We start from the raw sequence: 16,876 nt of genomic DNA, 5'->3' as shown, positions 1-16,876 counted from the left end.
TTTATACTAAATCAACATGTTATAAATGATAAAGTCGCCTACATTGAGACATATGAAAGTTTATATTTAATACCCCCTTTCTTTAATTAAATTTTGCCAGAAAAGTCACTAAATTTATTGTAATTAACATTGAATTCCGATTTTTGGAAAAATATTCAAACACAATGGTGATATGATGGCTTACTTGATTAAATTTGGGTATTCCTAATGGAAAAATATACAACAGAGGTATTTAGGCAAGCTCGTATAAGCAGAGATCCTCGGTTTGATGGCAAAGTATTTATTGCTGTTAAAACAACAAAAATATTTTGTCGAACAATTTGTCCTGCAAAACTACCACTGGAAAAAAATGTTACCTACTACTTATCCAAAGAAGAAGCCCTTAGCGCAGGTTATCGCCCGTGTTTTCGTTGTAAACCCGAATTCTCGCCAAATTTTAACGAGCTTTCTCGTTGCTCTATATTTACGCAACAAGCTATAAAGTTGATCCAATCAGGAGAAATGCTAACATCTAGTGTAGAAGATATTGCATCAGCCTTATTTACTTCCAGTAGAAATCTAAATAAAGCGTTTACAAAAAACTTAGGAATACCTTTAAAACAGTTTCAAGATATGACAAAAGCATTATTTGCGAAAAAACTGTTATACTCATCAAATTTAAGTATTGTTGAAATATCAGAAGCGTGTGGATATAGTTGCGTTAGTGGTCTTTATAACCTGATTAATCGATTTTTGAAAGTTCCAGTTCGAAAATTACTTAGTAAAACTAAGGATGGGGCGAAACTAACAATTGATTTAAAAATACCTTATATAAATTTTTACAATTGGGATTTTTTCCTCACATTTCAATCAAAAAGGCTTATTAGCAACATCGAAAGTATCGAAGGTAGAGTCTATCGACGCACAATAAAAATTGAAAATATCAAAGGCTACTTTGAAATCAAGTGCGAAGATCGTGTTTTTATTATAACTTTAGCTAGGTCATTTCTACCCAAAATGGCAGAAGTCTTAAGAAAAATTTCAGCCATGTTTGATTTGAATTCAAATATTAATTTTATTGAAGATCGGCTTAAAAATTTATATCCATCTATAATAAAAAATAAAGGGTTGCATATTCCTGGTGTTCTTTCGCCATATGAAGCAGGAATTCGAGCTATATGTGGTCAACAAGTCTCTGTTTCCGCGGCGACCAATTTACTAAATCAATTTGTTTCTATTTTTCACAAAAAAGATGAACAAGCAAATCATTACTTTCCCTGCCCAAAAGAAATTACAGCGTCTGGGTTAGACAGAATGAAAACAACTCAATCCAAAAAAAATACATTATTTGCATTTTCTCAGTGGTGCTGCGATTACGATATAAATTCACATATCGATAGTTTGAGCCAAGTAAAAGGTATTGGTCCGTGGACTATCAATTATATAAAGTTAAGAGGAATGAATGCTTCAGATATTTGGATGGAAACGGATTTAGGTATAAAAAAAGCGCTCGATAAATATGAGCTTCGAAATAGTGATAGTGCTGCACCGTGGAGAAGCTATTTGAGTATTCATTTATGGAGCAATTTGTGATGTATTTTGATCAACTTACATGCCCAAAATCATTTCCTTGGCATTTTGCAAATATAGTTGCTACAAATGAACATATCATTGAAGTAATGTTTTCTAACACAGCATCAGAAATTAATAAAAACAAAATCACTGAATTATGTAAACAGCAATTAATACTCTATTTTTCTAAAAAATTGACCACTTTTTGTCTTCCTTTCATATCTCAGGGAACACGCTTTTCGTCCACTGTCTATGATGAATTACTCAAAATTCCTTTTGGTTACACTAGTACTTATAAAGAAATAGCTATTTACCTTGGTTCAAAAAATAAATCAAGAGCGGTTGGTCATGCTTGTTCATTGAACAAAATTTCTATTATTGTGCCATGCCACCGTGTAATAAGCTCTGATGGTGGTTTGAAAGGTTATGCTGGCGGCCTGATAACAAAAAAATGGCTTCTTAACCATGAATCATTGCTAAAAAATAATGTTAATTTATTTTGAGTATGTCTTAGTTTTCAGAAAGGATTGCTGTTATTTATGTGTAATATTAATGATGAATCAAATAATAAAAATATTTCGTTTTTGGAGTATATAAAAAAACCTTTTAATCGATTACCAATATATCAATTTTGGTATCAAATTTATTATGTGGTAATGAATCGAAAAATATCGGATTTAAACCATTCCAAAAGAATAATTTATGATGATTTAGAACCCTATTCCATAATTTATGCTGCTCATTTTAAGGACAAGGTCGTTGCCACCATCAGGTTGATAGAGTCTGAGAAAATGCTTAATTCAGAATATAGTTTAATGCTTCAATCTGTTACTAAAAATAATTCTATATTTTTAACAAAATTGATGGTTTCAAAAGATTTTCGGTGCTTAGGTTTGGGTTGTAACTTGTTAGCGCAAGCGGAAAAACTTGCAAATTTAAGAGGTAAAAAAACAATCATTCTGGATTGCAATAATTATATGGTTCCATTTTTTTTAAAAAATGGGTTTTATTTCACAAATATAACTACGGTTAATAGTCCACACTACGGGGATGTTTATTGACTGAAAATAGTAAAGGCTAAAATAAATTATGAATTATTCAACTTTCAAAGCGTTACACTCTAAAAAATCTTTTTTTGTTTTGGCTAATTGCTGGGACGTGCTTTCAGCAAGAATTTATGAGAAGGCTGGTTATAAAGCTTTAGGTACATCAAGTAGCGCATTATCGGCAACCAATAACGTGAAAGATGGTGAAAACATCACATTCTACACAGTTTTGCATAATGCTCAAAATATTCTAAAGGTAGTAAAAATCCCCTTATCTGTTGATATGGAAAAAGGGTATTCATCTCGAGTAACTGATATTGTCGATAACGTGATTAAATTAGCAGATATCGGATGTTCTGGAATTAATATTGAAGATTCGCAAATTAGTGGAAGCTTACAATCCCCGACAAATTTTTCAAGAATTATATCGCTCATAAAATCAACATTACTCGCCAAAGGGTTTCCTCATTTTGTTCTTAATGCAAGGACTGATACTTATTTGAGCCCATATTGTCATGATAAATTGACTGAAACAATGGCTAGGGCTTCTGTATATAAAAGCGCTGGTGCCGACTGTTTATTTGTTCCAGGGTTAAGCAATTTAAATGAAATTCGTGAGATTTCCGATGAAATAGCGCTCCCCTTAAACATTTTAAATTTACCTAACATCAGTAACATAGATGATCTTCAGTTAGCAGGAGTCAATCGATTTAGCCTAGGAAACTCTGTATTTGACGAAATGTTAGCATATTTAGAAAAGTCAATTAACCGAACAATTCATAATAAAAATTACGCGAGTCATTACAGCCATGATCCACTAAATCTATTATTTAATTGAAAACCTATAACATTCCAAAGAATTTGTGCTAGTAAGAGGCTGGCACAAGGTTGCTATCATACTAATTATCTTATCGTATTTTGTAATTATATAGTATGGCCACACTTTTTAGTACCAAAAAGATATGGATATTGACCCAAAGTAATGTTATGCCTTTTACCTTCTTTCATAATTCTGAATTTAAAAGATTTAGTACCAGAACTGGTTACATTCAAAGATAAGCCGAGAATATCATATAGCTGATAATCTTTTGTTTTAGGTTTTGCGTTACGGATAATAGCATCAGTAAGAGCCATGATAAGTCTCCTTAAATAAAATGAGTAAGGTTTGAATTATCAAGCTTAAAAAGTTGGAAACACTGAAAAATACAAAATGCCAAATGAAGTGTCAAACTGAGTTGGTATCCTTTAGATTATAGTGGATGAATATAGAATAAAAAATCCCAGAAACAACCATCTAAGCTAGAAATACGTTGACTTAATGGATTATTTTAGAAGTTTTTAGATTAATAATTGGAGCGGGAAACGAGACTCGAATCCAATTTTATAACCTATTGTATATAAAGAAATTATTCAAATGCCAATATTGTTTTCGCTAACCTTTTGGACTATTTTTTGGACTAGTTCTTAGCGGTTCTTAATGGATGTTTATGGACTTCTACGGACTCAAAGCATAAAAACCACTTATTTACTAGACCTTGCCTTACCATTTTATGGTACGAGGCTATTTATTGACAAGTTATTTGATAGAATAATTTGACATAAATGAATTGGCAGATTTTTTATAAGATTTAACTAATTTTTCCGCTCGTTCAACCATTTCGTGACGTATATGCTCAGGCTCTAAACAAATACATTTATGACCTAAGCTCAGCAAAATTCCATAACTGTAGTCATCATCAATAAAGTTAAAATTTACAAGATATTGTTGTTCGTTTAATTTCTTAATATCTTTTTCGTCACAAAAATCTAAAATGCGATCCAAAAGAGATTCATCTATTAGTAATTTTATTTTAAAAATCTTTTTTTTCATATCCTTTTCGAATAAAGAAAATACTTCAGGAGATGTCTGACTAATAAATTTAGTATTAGTTTCTCTAATGTTTGACATCTTTGACAATTTAAATATACGAAAATCATTTCTATTTAGGCAAAAAGCTTGTAAATACCATTGTTTTTCCTTAAAAATAAGTTTATATGGCTCAATCAAACGCGAGGCTTGTTTATTTTTAACATTCAAATAATCAAACGATAAAAGTAGTTGCTCATTCAGTGCCAGTCTTATAATGGAAATTTTTTTATTAATATTTTGTTTGGAAAACCAAGGCGATATATCAACAATAAGTTGATTTAAGTTATTTGTAACTTCATCAAGTTCTTGTTCTGATAAAAGACTCTTAATTTTTTCAAGTGTTCTTAAATTTTCACTTTCTTTTAAAACCGGTGAGGATAATAAGTTGAGGCCTTTTAATAAAACAACGACATCTTCTTTAGTGAATAAACCTTTATTAACTTTATAATTTTTTAAAATACTTATTCCACCCGCACTTCCTTGATACGTAATAATGGGTATACCAGCGCCCTCAATAACTTGTATATCTCGATAAATAGTACGCAATGATACATTTAATTTTTCTGCTAATTCTTTACCGCTTATTTTTTCTCTTTGAAGCAATACCATAATGATAGTAATTATACGATTAATTTTCATGCTTTATATTTACAAAATAATTTACATTAAATTTTAAATATGACATACAGTTGTCATCAATGCTACATCATAATATAGATAATCAAAATTAAGTAAATTAATTTTTATCACTAAGAGGAAACAAAAAATGTTTAAACCTAATAGCGTTATTGTTTATGTCAAAGATGTCGATACTAGTACTGAATTTTACACAAAAATACTAGGGCGCCCACCTATTGAAACTTATCCTGGCTTCGCTGTATTTTTATTGAATGATAATTTTATTTTGGGGCTACAAGGGGCTGATGAAATAACTCCAAAGGCACCCAATCATTATGGTGGTTTTGAGTTGTCATTTAGTGATGTAACAAAAAATGATGTAGATGAGATTTATGCGACATGGAAGGAACTAAACGTCAAAATTGAACTTGAACCCCAAATGCTCGATTTCGGATACACATTTGTAGGAAATGATCCCGATGGTCATCGACTCCGTGTTTGTGCTACCGACACTTCAAAGTTTGAATAAAAAAATATCTTAAGAATTTGAAACAATGGGTGCTTCATTATGCAGCCATTGTTTATGAGGAATTCATTTCATGAAAAAAGTATGGTTAATCACGGGAGCATCTCGTGGTTTGGGTTTCGCTTGGGCAAAATCTGCTCTGGCTCGAGGTGATTTGGTAATTGGTGCTGCAAGAAATATTAATAATTTAGATGTACTTAAACAAGAATATTCCTCAAATTTCATTTCAGTTCAGATGGATGTTACTAGTGAAGCATCAATCAAAAAAGCTGTAAAGGAAGGCATTAAATTATTTAAAAAAATCGATGTACTAATTAACAATGCTGGTTATGGTCTCTTTAGCCCTGTTGAAACTGCAACAGAACAGGACAGCCATAACGTATTTGAAACAAATTTTTTTGGTTCACTACGTGTTATTCAGGAAGTGCTTCCAATTATGAAACAGCAAAAACATGGGCACATTATCCAAATTTCGAGTATTGCGGGTTTAGTAAATTTTCCTGGTATAGGTCTTTATAACGCATCAAAATCTGCAATTGAAAGTTTAATTGAATCGTTAAATCTAGAAATACAAAATACCGGAATTAAAACATCAATTGTAGAGCCTGGTCCTCATGCCACTGATTGGATTGATAAATCATCAGTTAGTCCTGAGTACGATACGAGTTATCCAACAAAAAAAGAATTCATAGAAAAGTTCTGGCCTCGTTTGCCTCTTTCTAAAACTGAAAACGCGGTTCAACCTATGCTTGATCTGGTTGATTCAAAGACCCCTCCTTTTAGATTAGTTATTGGAGACGGGTTAAAAAAATTAATTAAAGATTCGCTCAAACTACAAATTGAAAATATTAATTTTTATCACGAGTCGTAAATCTACTTAACAGGGTTTTAATAATGAGTAATTATGATGTAGTAAAACAATATATGGAAACTAAAGGTTCTGCACGCTTGAACAGACATGAGCTATTTACTAACGATGGTAACGCGGGACTTTGGACTACTGATTCTGGAGAACCTATTATTATAAAAGGCAAGGAAAATTTAGCCAAACACGCAATATGGTCCCTTCAATGTTTCCCTGACTGGGAGTGGTTCGATGTCGTAATACATCAAACTTTGGATGAAAACATTTTCTGGGTTGAATGTAAAGGGAAAGGGAAAATTATTTTTGAAGGTTATCCTGAAGGATATTATCAAAATGACTTTATTCACTATTTTCAATTTGAAAATGGAAAAATTAAACTTCAAAAAGAGTATATGAACCCTTGCTTACAATTAAAATCACTTAGCCTTAATGTTCCTCAAATAGTAAGAAAAGGTTTATAAGAGAATTTTGTATTTTGATAAGAGTAAGGAATAGTAATGGATAATATTAATAAATTACCAAGTTTAATAGACTATGATTCATCTAAAATTTCTTTAATAAATGGAAATATCGTTAATTGGGTTTTAGATCCTTCCAGATGTATTTTATTAATACATGATATGCAGCAATACTTTCTGAGTGCATTGTCTTTAGTAACAAAAGAAAATTTAATTAACAATTGCGCTTCCATTCTGAGTGTGGCAAGAACAGAATCAATACCCGTAGTTTATACAGCACAGTGCGGAAATATGACTGTTTTAGAAAGAGGGCTATTAAAAGATTTCTGGGGAACAGGAATGAATAGGGAGTATAAAAATATAGAAATAGTTCCTCAATTGAAACCTGAAGAGAGAGATCTTGTACTTTCAAAATGGAGGTACAGTGCATTTCACAAAACATCCTTTCTAGACTATTTCAAAGAGCAAAATCGAGATCAAATTATTATATGTGGGGTTTATGGTCACATTGGTATTCTTGCCACGGCTATCGAAGCATATTCCAATGATATTGAAGTTTTTGTTATCAATGATGCTGTTGTTAGTTTTTCAGCTAAACATCAATTTGATGCGATAAATTATATGTCTCAATGTTGTGCAAGAGTAATCAATACACAGGATGTTATCAGTGAAAATTATTAATGAAAAATTAAATTTATTATCTGAGATTGTTAATGAGCAGCATGAATGCTTCGCAATGATTTATAGACCAAAATATGATGATATCAACTTAGAAATATTAGTTGGAATTGAAAATTTCTTGGAAACTACGGATGACATTGAGGAATTAATTAAAAATACAAAAATTAACAAAAAACATCTTTTAGTTATACCTTACAGGCAGATACGAGAAAAAGGATTTGAAGTCAAAGATGATAATTCTCGATTAGTTTCAATTGAGGTATGTAAGCAAGAGAAACATTTATTATCTGAGGTTATGGCTTCATTACCATGTGAAGGTGTAAAGACGAGTCATTGCTCATTTGTAGACTCTGATGATGAATATGAAGAAGTTGTAAACAAGATCATTCGTGATGAAATAGGAAGTGGACAGGGTGCCAATTTCGTCATAAAAAGAACATTTAATGGTCATATAGATAACTTCTCTATACGTAAAATTTTTTCTATATTCAAAAAATTAATAGCTAAAGAATCTGGTTCTTATTGGACTTTCCTTATCAAAACGAAGTCTTGTATCTTAATCGGTGCTTCCCCAGAACAACATATAAGTCTAATAAATAATCGAGTATCAATGATGCCAATAAGTGGCACTTATAAGTACCCAGCTTCAGGTCCGACGCCCAAAGGATTACTAGATTTCCTTAATGACAAAAAAGAGGAAAATGAATTATACATGGTACTTGATGAAGAATTGAAAATGATGACAAAAATATGTTCAGAAAATATTTTAGTTTCAGGGCCACAATTATTTCCTATGTCGAAATTACTGCATACTGGTTATATTATTTCTGGACAAAACTCTTCAACTATATCCAATTTAATCAAATCATCCTTGTTTGCTCCAACTGTGACAGGAAGCCCTTTAGAAAATGCCTCTAGAGTAATTGCCAAATATGAATCAACGCCCCGATCATATTATAGCGGTTGTGCTTTGTTGTTGGAAAATGATGATATTACTAATATTGACTCTTGTATATTAATAAGAACTCTTGAAATTGATTACACAGGCAAATTTGCATTAAGTGTGGGAGCAACTATTGTTCGTGATTCCGTATCAAGTGAGGAATTGAAAGAAACAAAAATAAAGGTTGCTGCATTACAAGGTTCTCTTGGCCTATCTGTTGATAATGATCTATTTTCTAATTCAACGGTAAATCAAGTGCTATTAAATAAAAATAATAATATTGGTCGTTTTTGGCTTACACCAAAATTAGGATCTAATGGCAACAAAAATTTATCAAAATATAATATTGTGATTATTGATAATGAAGATGAATTTACGTCCATGATGAAATATCTACTTAAATCTATGGGGTTTAATGTAAGAATTATTAACTATTTAGATATCAATGATATTAAGCATGATGAGATAATTTTTGTTGGGCCGGGTCCTGGCGATCCAAGAGATATTCGAGACAAACGCGTTATAGCTAGCAATCAAGTTATCCAGATGGCGATTGATAAAAAACGATATTTTTTTGCAGTTTGTTTTGGACATCAAATTCTCAGTCAATTTTTAGGTTTAAAAATAGAACGCTTAGCTAATCCGAATCAAGGGGTGCAAAGGAATATTTCTTTTTTTGGAAAAAAGGAAAAAGTGGGATTCTATAACACATTCACTGCAATTTATAAGCCATTAAAAAATAATAAAATTGATGGATTGGAAATAGCTTATGACGATATTAGTGGCGAAGTATTTGGGTTAAGGGGTAAGCATTTTGCCTCAATGCAATTTCATCCAGAATCAGTGATTAGCATTGATGGAGAAAGAATAGTTTGGGAATTAATTAATTCGGTAATGAAACTATGCACTTAGAAATTATTTATTGGAAACTCAACAAAGATGGCATTTCATTGGATGATTTGAACATGCATATAGATAAAGAGAACATTTTGCAGTGGAAAAAAATAAAAGAAATCGAGTCTAAAATTTGGATTGAAAACAAAAATGAAGGCTGGTGGGGAGCAATAATAGTTTGGAAAAATAAGAAACCACCATTATCTGAACTACCCAAAAATATCCCTAGGGCAATAATTAAAAGACCGCCAGATATACGGTTAGAGTTTTCAATAGTTGATAAAATTTAAAATATAAAGTTTATGGATGGAGTCATGTTAAATTATTTTATTGTTGACGCTTTTAGTGATAAACCATTTAAAGGCAATCCTGTTGCTGTTTTTACTGACTGTGATGATTTGTCTGAAAAAACAATGCAATCAATAGCAAGGCAAATGAATCTTTCGGAAACTACTTTTATACAGTCTCCTAAGAAATGTGGGGATGCTTGCGTAAAAATTTTCACTCCTGTAAATCAGCTACCTTTTGCTGGCCATCCATTACTTGGTACTGCGCTTGTACTTTATTTACTTCACAAAAAAAATAATATTTTAGTGGAAACTAACAAAGGTGTCTTTAATTTTGGTATTTCCATCCATCCAAATAATTCTGGATATACTTCAGCTCATGTATTGATGGAGCAACCAAATCCAATTATTAATGAATATGAATATAAAAATGAACTTTTATTAGCCTCTGGTATTAAAAAAAGCACTTTACCAATTGAAATATATGATGTTGGTCCGAGACATGTTTTTATTGGATTAGAAAATGAAAAACAGCTTGCTTCAGTATGTCCTGATTATAAAAAATTGTCTGAACATATTGATATGGCACTTTTATGTTTTTCCCCAAGTGAGCAATCACATTGGAGATTAAGAATGTTTTCACCTGCCTATGGTGTTGTTGAAGATTCTGCAACTGGTTCAGCTATAGGGCCTTTAGCTCTACATTTATGCCGGTATGGATTATGCAATTACAATAAAAAAATTGAAGTAATTCAAGGGATAGAAATTAAAAGAAAAGCTTACATGTATGGTTATGCAGAAAATCACAATGATGTTATTAAACTAAAAGTAGGTGGAATTGCTTTACTTATGGGTAAGGGGCAATACTTCATCTAGGAGAATATGTATGTCAAGTAAATTAGAAAGTATGTCAGGTAGAGCTGATACACCATTTCCAGATTTTTCTGAGCAATTATTGAATCCCATTTTGTTAGTAAATGAATGGTTAGATTATGCTCAGAAGGAAAAAGTTAGAGAACCAAGGTCCATGGTGTTAACCACATGTAACATTGATAAACAATTATCTTCTAGGGTAATGGCATTATTAGAGTTTTCTTGTGGCGAAATATTTTTTGCTACGCATACATGTAGTAATAAAATCAGCGATATTAATTCAGGATCTAATGCTGTTGTTCATTTTTATTGGAAGGAATTAGGGCGGCAGCTCTCAATTTGTGGAGCAGTAAAGGAAGCAGATAGAGCCACTTCAGAAATCTATTGGAATAAGAGGCCTGTTGGATTACATCCAATGACTGTAGTTTCACGGCAAAGTCAATTATTGGATAACCCTAAGGAATTACAAAAAAAAGCTGATGAATTGGCTGGAATTGGGCCTCTTCCCTGCCCTGAACATTTTGCTGTTTATATTCTAGTCCCACAAACTATCGAATTTTGGGCATCAAATTCACAACGAATTCATAGAAGAATAAGAGCAGAAAACAGAAATGGAGTTTGGAATTCAGCTTGGCTTCAACCCTGATATTTTTATTAAAATAAGGAATATTGTATGTGTAATGATTTATTTAATCAGCACTTAAAAAGTGTAATGGATTTTCATTTTTCTGCTGATACAGGAACTCCTTTTTGGTTGAAGAAAAAGACAAATTTAGGATTTGATCCTTTGATTGACATTAATAGTTTTGATGATTTGAGACTTTTCCCTGACATATCAGAAGAGCTTAAACACATTGATGTGAGAGAACTTATACCTAAAGGATTAGAAAAATTTTCAGATCTTGGTGTATTTGAGAGTGGTGGGACAACTGGTAGACCCAAAAAGATAGTAGTTTTCAACGAATGGTTAAACTTATTAGTTGACTGGCGATGTGAAAAAATGCTTCAACCTAAAATTAATAAATCTAAAGATTACTTGGCTGTAATCCCCACTGGTCCTCATATAGTTGGTGAAATAAACAGGAGAAGGGCTTTAAAATTAGGTGGATTATTTTTTTCAATAGATCTAGACCCTCGTTGGGTGAAACGGATGATTCAAGCAAAAGAAAACGATGTTGTTGAACAGTACAGTAGCCATTTGATTGAGCAATTAGAAAATATAGTATCAACTCAAGATATTGGTTACCTAGTGATCACCCCACCACTATTGGAAAAAATTGCTCGTAATTCATTACTAGTGAAAAAACTTAATGATTCATTACAGCAAATTATTTGGGGGGGAACTCAGATGAATCAAGATGTTTTGCTCTATTTGCAAGAAAATATTTTCCCAAATGTACCAATCTCAGCAAGCTATGGAAATACAATGGTTTTAGGAGAAGGATGTGCAAGACTTAATGAGACTTATGATGGTATGCCTATTTTTGATAGCTTCAGTCCCAATATTATTTTTGATGTTAGAGATTTAAATAACTGTTTGGAAAGTGCTACATATGGCTCTAGAGGAAGAGTATTCATGCATCACATTACCAAATATGCTTTTTTTCCAAACATAAAAGAAAGAGATACAGCAATTAGACTTGCCCGCAATGATAATTTAATTGGGGATGCGGTTTCTAAAGTAGAGCCTGTAAGTGTATTTGGTGGAGTAGAGGTTATAGAGGGTGTTTACTAATGAATATATCACCACATCACGTAGATAGTATAGAGTCAGACAAAATATATGTTACTAAGAATCGTTATATATTAAAAAGTTATATGGAAAAGGATATCGCCGATGTAGGGATTGCTCCTTCAGTGTATATATATGATTTAGTTAACAAGATGAAATCTAACTCACGATTACCACTTGCAAAAATACAGGAATCTATTCAAAAGGCAGCCGAGATATTTTTGTATGACGAAGTAAATGGATTAACAATAAATGAATATATAAAATTAGTACATCAGTCTACAGGTTTACCAGTATCTATCATTGATAGTAGCACAAAAAATATTTATGAATCTCTAAAAAATATTGAAGAAATCATACAAGAAATGTTGCCATCTGGAATGATTATCTCTTCGAAAAAAAAATTAACCGAAGGGGTTAGTATTCCAGCGCGAAGAGGTAATATATTAAGCATAATAGCTGCCGGTAACGGTCCTGGTTTACACGCCCTATGGCCTCAAGCAATAGCATTAGGATATAAAGTTATTGTTAAGCCATCTAATATTGAACCTTTTACTGCCCAACGTTTAGTATCTTCTCTCCATCGTGCAGGATTAAAACATTATATTGCACTATGTTGTACAGATCATCGAGGTGTTGGCACATTAATTGATTCTACGGATTTATCCATTGTATACGGGGATGCAAATACAGTTAAAAAATATTCTAATAATCCAAAAGTTTTAGTGCAAGGACCTGGCTATTCGAAAGTGATTGTTAGCAGTGATTCAAATAATGAAAGTGCGATTGCTTTAGCTGCAAAATCAATTGTTTCTTTAGGTGGTGCTGCTTGTGTCTCTGCTAGCTCTATCTTTGTAGAAGGAGATAGTCGATTATTTGCTGAAAAATTGAATGATTATATCAAGTCCAATATTTCTATAAATGATTTGCCTAAAGTCTCTTTGAAAAAGCTTGGCTTTTTTAAAGAAGCATTAAATTCATACAGATCTGATGGAAATTTTAAATTTAATTACAAAGAGTTCGATGGAGCCTACATATTATACCCTTATATTGATTTTAGTGCGCAAGACAATAAAGATTTACGACAAAGAGAGCTGCCATTTCCCTGTGTATCTGTCTTACCTTTCGAACAACAAAATTTGTATGATCTTTTGAAAGGTTCCCTTTCAGTAACTTTATATTCTAAAAACATAAAAATGATAAATGAAGTCCTTTCCTATCCCGATATCGGAAATATTTATGTTGGGGATATACCTACAACATGGATGTCTAATAATCTTCCTCATGATGGTTATATTTCAGAATTTTTAATTAAAGGAAGAAGTGTTCGATTTTCAGATGACTGGATTATGAAAAATTCTGAGGAGATTTTAGCATTATGACTGAATATTCAATTATTTTTGCTCCTGCTGATGTATCTCATTCAATGAATGATATGCAGCAGCTTTATATTAAAAACATATTTGTTAAGAAAAGATATGATCAAGTTTCTAACTACGCAGGGATTTCTGTTGATATTCTTCTCAGGAAAAAAAATTATTCAGGCGAATTATCTCATACGCAAATAATTTCTTTAAGTCTACTCGCTGGGATGGTTGGAATTTATGATTACTTAATAAGTTTAAATGTTCCACCAAAAACTGTAAGTGGAATCAGCCTAGGTCAGCTTGTTGCATTTTGTTGTGCTTCTGCAATTTCCTTAAAAGATGCTGTTGGCATTATAAAATACAATTTTTCATCAGGACGTTCGAAGTCAACATCAGAGGCCGTTGGTTTTGTCTTTGTTCCTGGTGGGGATGATGATTATTACAGAAATTTTGAAGGTATTGATGTTGCCGTAGATTATGGTTTTATTCAGAATAATAGTGGTAAGTTTCTAATGCTTTCTGGGCTAAGGTCTAATCTTGAAGAAGCACAAAAAGAAGGACCTTGGGATTTGGATATTCTAGATCAAGAAATGTGTGATATTGCTTATCACTCAAAACTTAGGATTGATATTGGAAAAAAACTATATTCTCTTTTGTCAAATATGGAAATTCTGCCTTGTTCAATTCCTGTTCTTTCATGTATACCCAATTTTCCGAGAATAAGCAAGCCGGAAGATGTGGCGATAGTGCTTTCAAAAGGAGAATATGAAACGCTGCATGTCACAACATTACTTGAACAATTGAAATTAGAGAAAATAGATAAAGTTATTTGTATTGGCCCATTTTTAAGAAGTTTAAATTTTCCATTTACAGTTGAAAGTGAATATTACGATGAAACAACAATTTATGAGTAATAACTGAAAGAGAGATAATTATGAATCAAGATACAAATACACTTTCTAAATTAATTAGAAAAAATTGTGATAAATATGGCAACTTACCAGCCATTGAAAGTGAAATGAATGTAATTAGTTATCATAATTTAGGTGAAAAAGTTGATTACCTATCTGATTTTTTTTCGAGTAGAGGAGTAACTAAAAATCAAGTGGTTGGAATTATGTTATCAAGAAATATAGATCTCATTCCAAGCATGTTAGCCATTTGGGCAAATGGAGCTGCTTTTTATCCTCTAGATCCAAGTTATCCTTTAACAAGGCTACAACAATATACTGAACAAGCTAATCCTTCTTTTATCATTGCAGATACAGAAAATAAAGCCAAAGCTCAATCTCTTTGTAAAAACATAATCGAGCTTGATGGGCAGTGTAAAGTTGAACATAAAAAAATAGTTGGAGTAGATAAATCTGAATCTAAAAATCTTGCTTACATACTATTCACTAGTGGGTCAACAGGAAAGCCAAAAGGAGTGAAGATTACCCACAGCGCTTTAGAAAATTTTATGTTTTCTGTATCTAAAAAGTTTAATTTCACCTCAAGCGATGTAATGCTAGCCCACAGCACGATATGTTTTGATGTTTCTTTTCTAGAGTTATTTTATCCACTTTATGCAGGTGGGAAAACAATTGTTTCAAGTGATTCGCAAACTAAGTCTATTTCAGAAATGATAAAAGTATTGGATAAAGCGACTTTTTTCCATGCGACGCCAAGTTACTTACAAATCTTATTAGCAAACGGTTGGAAACCAAATAATTTATTTACAGTGCTTTCTGGTGCTGAAGCCATAAATTTGCCATTAGTAAAAAAGTTATCATCTGCAAAAGATATATGGAATTTATATGGCCCAACAGAATGTACAGTTTATTGTTCTGTTCATAAAATAAATATAAATGATAATTTTATACCTATTGGAAAGCCTCTAAATGGTGTGAGTTATCATATTTTTGATGCTGATATGAATGAAAGTGACATTGGAGAACTTTATGTTTCGGGTGACTGTTTATCTATTGGCTATTGTGAGAGTCAAGCAGATATTGGTAAATTTATTTTTCATGAAGGATTAAATAGGATCATTTATAAAACTGGTGATTTTGTTAAAGTAATTAATAATGAGCATATTGAATGGCAAGGACGAAGTGAGTCAGAAATTAAAATTAGAGGAAATCGTATTGCTCCAAAAGAAGTTCAAGTTGCACTAGATACAATTAACTCAGTAACTCAATCTTGTGTGACAATTGCGAATTTTAATGGTACTGGCCATGATGCACTAACAGCATATTTAATTGCAGATAATTATATAACGAAAGAAGAAATAGAGGCTTGTTTATCAAATTTGCTTCCAGATTATATGATCCCTGAATATTACGTAGTTCTAACTGAATTTCCTCTTATGCCCAATGGTAAAATTAATAAACAGGAACTACCAAACCCCAATAGAGACAATATTCTATCAAACCAATCTCAAAATAATTTAAATATACAAGATGCCTGTTTTGAAACAACTCAAATTATTTGTGATGTTTTGGGGGATGTAACTAATATATCTCCTTTTCACGCACAAGATAACTATTGGGAATTAGGACTTAATTCGCTTTCTATTTTTATAGCTGCATCCAAATTAACAAAGCTCTTGAATAGAAAAGTAACTGGAAAAATGATTCGTAATTCGAATACAGCAATTGAATTATCAACAAAAATTTAATATTAGGAAAATTATTTATGACAGATATTCAATCAGAGTATTTACAAAAAAAAGTTTACAAGTTTTTAAATAAAAATAGAATTCTCAGTCTTGCTGTTTCTTCAGATGATGATATTTGGGCATCAAATTGTCTTTTCAAGTTTGATGAAACAGATTTTAGTTTAATTATCACAACTGATGGCAACACAAGACATGCAAAAATTATGAAAAACTCTAATGACAAAAATATTGTTGGTACAATTTACTCCCCATCTCCTTTTCTTTTGCTCAAAAAAGGACTTCAGTATAAAGGTATTGTATCTAGCCTTAGTGGGCAAGACTTTGAGGTCTCGAAAAAGTTATATTTAAAAAAATATCCGTTATTCAAAAATCGATTAAAAGAAATATGGAAAATACAATTAAATGAAATCAAGTTTATTGATATGAGAATGGGACTTGTAAAAGTATCAACATGGACTCGCTAATTG

General features: G+C 31.8%; 19 protein-coding genes. 17 read left to right on the top strand and 2 right to left on the bottom strand.

Annotated features, from left to right (window positions below; all coding sequences use genetic code 11):
• The first annotated feature begins 207 nt into the window (after positions 1–207).
• Genes A9G28_RS08705 through A9G28_RS08690 form a run of 4 tightly spaced genes read left to right on the top strand, consistent with a single transcriptional unit; the run spans position 208 to position 3,435 of the window.
• Positions 208–1,572, top strand: a complete 1,365-nt coding sequence (locus A9G28_RS08705) for a DNA-3-methyladenine glycosylase 2 (protein WP_065580420.1) — start codon at positions 208–210, stop codon at positions 1,570–1,572.
• Positions 1,572–2,054, top strand: a complete 483-nt coding sequence (locus A9G28_RS08700) for a methylated-DNA--[protein]-cysteine S-methyltransferase (protein WP_065580419.1) — start codon at positions 1,572–1,574, stop codon at positions 2,052–2,054. The genes A9G28_RS08705 and A9G28_RS08700 overlap by 1 nt, the downstream gene beginning before the upstream one ends.
• A gap of 36 nt (positions 2,055–2,090) precedes the next feature.
• Positions 2,091–2,612 (top strand): GNAT family N-acetyltransferase, encoded by a 522-nt coding sequence (locus A9G28_RS08695; RefSeq protein ID WP_065580418.1) that lies wholly within the window; start codon positions 2,091–2,093, stop codon positions 2,610–2,612.
• A gap of 28 nt (positions 2,613–2,640) precedes the next feature.
• Positions 2,641–3,435 carry an isocitrate lyase/PEP mutase family protein gene (locus tag A9G28_RS08690; protein ID WP_065580417.1) on the top strand — a complete coding sequence of 265 codons (795 nt, stop codon included), beginning with the start codon at positions 2,641–2,643 and terminating at the stop codon, positions 3,433–3,435.
• An 86-nt stretch (positions 3,436–3,521) separates the two neighbouring features.
• Here the strand turns inward: A9G28_RS08690 and A9G28_RS08685 are convergent, their stop codons facing one another.
• Both A9G28_RS08685 and A9G28_RS08680 read right to left on the bottom strand, forming a co-directional pair.
• The gene (locus tag A9G28_RS08685) at positions 3,522–3,731 is read right to left on the bottom strand and encodes an Arm DNA-binding domain-containing protein (RefSeq protein ID WP_065580416.1); all 210 of its coding nucleotides are present in this window, start codon (positions 3,729–3,731) and stop codon (positions 3,522–3,524) included.
• Between the two features lie 442 nt (positions 3,732–4,173).
• Positions 4,174–5,145, bottom strand: coding sequence for a helix-turn-helix transcriptional regulator (locus tag A9G28_RS08680; protein WP_065580415.1), 972 nt, complete (start codon positions 5,143–5,145; stop codon positions 4,174–4,176).
• Positions 5,146–5,272: 127 nt separating this feature from the next.
• On the opposite strand from A9G28_RS08680, the gene A9G28_RS08675 reads away from it, so the two are divergent.
• The 13 genes from A9G28_RS08675 to A9G28_RS08615 all read left to right on the top strand — a co-directional run bounded on the left by A9G28_RS08675 (position 5,273) and on the right by A9G28_RS08615 (position 16,873).
• The gene (locus A9G28_RS08675; RefSeq protein WP_065580414.1) at positions 5,273–5,653 is read left to right on the top strand and encodes a VOC family protein; all 381 of its coding nucleotides are present in this window, start codon (positions 5,273–5,275) and stop codon (positions 5,651–5,653) included.
• Positions 5,654–5,723: 70 nt separating this feature from the next.
• Complete coding sequence (locus A9G28_RS08670; RefSeq protein WP_065580413.1) at positions 5,724–6,521, top strand: SDR family NAD(P)-dependent oxidoreductase; 798 nt, start codon at positions 5,724–5,726, stop codon at positions 6,519–6,521.
• Positions 6,522–6,544: 23 nt separating this feature from the next.
• On the top strand, positions 6,545–6,976 hold the full coding sequence (locus A9G28_RS08665; RefSeq protein WP_065580412.1) for a PhzA/PhzB family protein: 432 nt from the start codon (positions 6,545–6,547) through the stop codon (positions 6,974–6,976).
• A gap of 36 nt (positions 6,977–7,012) precedes the next feature.
• Positions 7,013–7,654 (top strand): isochorismatase family protein, encoded by a 642-nt coding sequence (locus A9G28_RS08660; RefSeq protein ID WP_065580411.1) that lies wholly within the window; start codon positions 7,013–7,015, stop codon positions 7,652–7,654.
• Positions 7,641–9,509 (top strand): anthranilate synthase family protein, encoded by a 1,869-nt coding sequence (locus A9G28_RS08655; RefSeq protein ID WP_176702136.1) that lies wholly within the window; start codon positions 7,641–7,643, stop codon positions 9,507–9,509. Before A9G28_RS08660 ends, A9G28_RS08655 begins: the two co-directional genes overlap by 14 nt.
• Positions 9,500–9,781 carry a hypothetical protein gene (locus A9G28_RS08650; RefSeq protein ID WP_065580409.1) on the top strand — a complete coding sequence of 94 codons (282 nt, stop codon included), beginning with the start codon at positions 9,500–9,502 and terminating at the stop codon, positions 9,779–9,781. Before A9G28_RS08655 ends, A9G28_RS08650 begins: the two co-directional genes overlap by 10 nt.
• Before the next feature lie 24 nt (positions 9,782–9,805).
• Positions 9,806–10,654 (top strand): PhzF family phenazine biosynthesis protein, encoded by an 849-nt coding sequence (locus A9G28_RS08645; protein WP_065580408.1) that lies wholly within the window; start codon positions 9,806–9,808, stop codon positions 10,652–10,654.
• 10 nt (positions 10,655–10,664) lie between these two features.
• Complete coding sequence (locus tag A9G28_RS08640; protein WP_065580407.1) at positions 10,665–11,297, top strand: pyridoxine 5'-phosphate oxidase C-terminal domain-containing protein; 633 nt, start codon at positions 10,665–10,667, stop codon at positions 11,295–11,297.
• Positions 11,298–11,324: 27 nt separating this feature from the next.
• Positions 11,325–12,386, top strand: a complete 1,062-nt coding sequence (locus A9G28_RS08635) for a phenazine antibiotic biosynthesis protein (RefSeq protein ID WP_065580406.1) — start codon at positions 11,325–11,327, stop codon at positions 12,384–12,386.
• Positions 12,386–13,765, top strand: a complete 1,380-nt coding sequence (locus A9G28_RS08630) for an aldehyde dehydrogenase family protein (RefSeq protein WP_065580405.1) — start codon at positions 12,386–12,388, stop codon at positions 13,763–13,765. Before A9G28_RS08635 ends, A9G28_RS08630 begins: the two co-directional genes overlap by 1 nt.
• Positions 13,762–14,664: a hypothetical protein gene (locus A9G28_RS08625; protein ID WP_065580404.1), complete on the top strand. Its 903-nt coding sequence runs from the start codon at positions 13,762–13,764 to the stop codon at positions 14,662–14,664. Before A9G28_RS08630 ends, A9G28_RS08625 begins: the two co-directional genes overlap by 4 nt.
• Before the next feature lie 20 nt (positions 14,665–14,684).
• On the top strand, positions 14,685–16,409 hold the full coding sequence (locus A9G28_RS08620) for an amino acid adenylation domain-containing protein (RefSeq protein ID WP_065580403.1): 1,725 nt from the start codon (positions 14,685–14,687) through the stop codon (positions 16,407–16,409).
• Between the two features lie 17 nt (positions 16,410–16,426).
• Positions 16,427–16,873, top strand: coding sequence for a hypothetical protein (locus tag A9G28_RS08615; protein ID WP_065580402.1), 447 nt, complete (start codon positions 16,427–16,429; stop codon positions 16,871–16,873).
• Positions 16,874–16,876 lie beyond the last annotated feature (3 nt).

The sequence above is a fragment of the Gilliamella sp. Fer1-1 genome (genome assembly GCF_001690825.1).
Lineage (GTDB): Bacteria > Pseudomonadota > Gammaproteobacteria > Enterobacterales > Orbaceae > Gilliamella > Gilliamella apicola_C.
This window is presented reverse-complemented; position numbering and strand designations above follow the sequence as displayed.

What these genes read in the sequence shown, in the direction of transcription:
- A9G28_RS08625 (WP_065580404.1), top strand. Translation starts at nt 13,762, where the DNA reads ATGACTGAATATTCAATTATTTTTGCTCCTGCTGATGTATCTCATTCA.
- A9G28_RS08700 (WP_065580419.1), top strand. Translation starts at nt 1,572, where the DNA reads ATGTATTTTGATCAACTTACATGCCCAAAATCATTTCCTTGGCATTTT.
- A9G28_RS08675 (WP_065580414.1), top strand. Translation starts at nt 5,273, where the DNA reads ATGTTTAAACCTAATAGCGTTATTGTTTATGTCAAAGATGTCGATACT.
- A9G28_RS08665 (WP_065580412.1), top strand. Translation starts at nt 6,545, where the DNA reads ATGAGTAATTATGATGTAGTAAAACAATATATGGAAACTAAAGGTTCT.
- A9G28_RS08660 (WP_065580411.1), top strand. Translation starts at nt 7,013, where the DNA reads ATGGATAATATTAATAAATTACCAAGTTTAATAGACTATGATTCATCT.
- A9G28_RS08640 (WP_065580407.1), top strand. Translation starts at nt 10,665, where the DNA reads ATGTCAAGTAAATTAGAAAGTATGTCAGGTAGAGCTGATACACCATTT.
- A9G28_RS08690 (WP_065580417.1), top strand. Translation starts at nt 2,641, where the DNA reads ATGAATTATTCAACTTTCAAAGCGTTACACTCTAAAAAATCTTTTTTT.
- A9G28_RS08645 (WP_065580408.1), top strand. Translation starts at nt 9,806, where the DNA reads ATGTTAAATTATTTTATTGTTGACGCTTTTAGTGATAAACCATTTAAA.
- A9G28_RS08650 (WP_065580409.1), top strand. Translation starts at nt 9,500, where the DNA reads ATGCACTTAGAAATTATTTATTGGAAACTCAACAAAGATGGCATTTCA.
- A9G28_RS08615 (WP_065580402.1), top strand. Translation starts at nt 16,427, where the DNA reads ATGACAGATATTCAATCAGAGTATTTACAAAAAAAAGTTTACAAGTTT.
- A9G28_RS08680 (WP_065580415.1), bottom strand. Translation starts at nt 5,145, where the DNA reads ATGAAAATTAATCGTATAATTACTATCATTATGGTATTGCTTCAAAGA.
- A9G28_RS08620 (WP_065580403.1), top strand. Translation starts at nt 14,685, where the DNA reads ATGAATCAAGATACAAATACACTTTCTAAATTAATTAGAAAAAATTGT.
- A9G28_RS08670 (WP_065580413.1), top strand. Translation starts at nt 5,724, where the DNA reads ATGAAAAAAGTATGGTTAATCACGGGAGCATCTCGTGGTTTGGGTTTC.
- A9G28_RS08630 (WP_065580405.1), top strand. Translation starts at nt 12,386, where the DNA reads ATGAATATATCACCACATCACGTAGATAGTATAGAGTCAGACAAAATA.
- A9G28_RS08695 (WP_065580418.1), top strand. Translation starts at nt 2,091, where the DNA reads ATGTGTAATATTAATGATGAATCAAATAATAAAAATATTTCGTTTTTG.
- A9G28_RS08635 (WP_065580406.1), top strand. Translation starts at nt 11,325, where the DNA reads ATGTGTAATGATTTATTTAATCAGCACTTAAAAAGTGTAATGGATTTT.
- A9G28_RS08705 (WP_065580420.1), top strand. Translation starts at nt 208, where the DNA reads ATGGAAAAATATACAACAGAGGTATTTAGGCAAGCTCGTATAAGCAGA.
- A9G28_RS08685 (WP_065580416.1), bottom strand. Translation starts at nt 3,731, where the DNA reads ATGGCTCTTACTGATGCTATTATCCGTAACGCAAAACCTAAAACAAAA.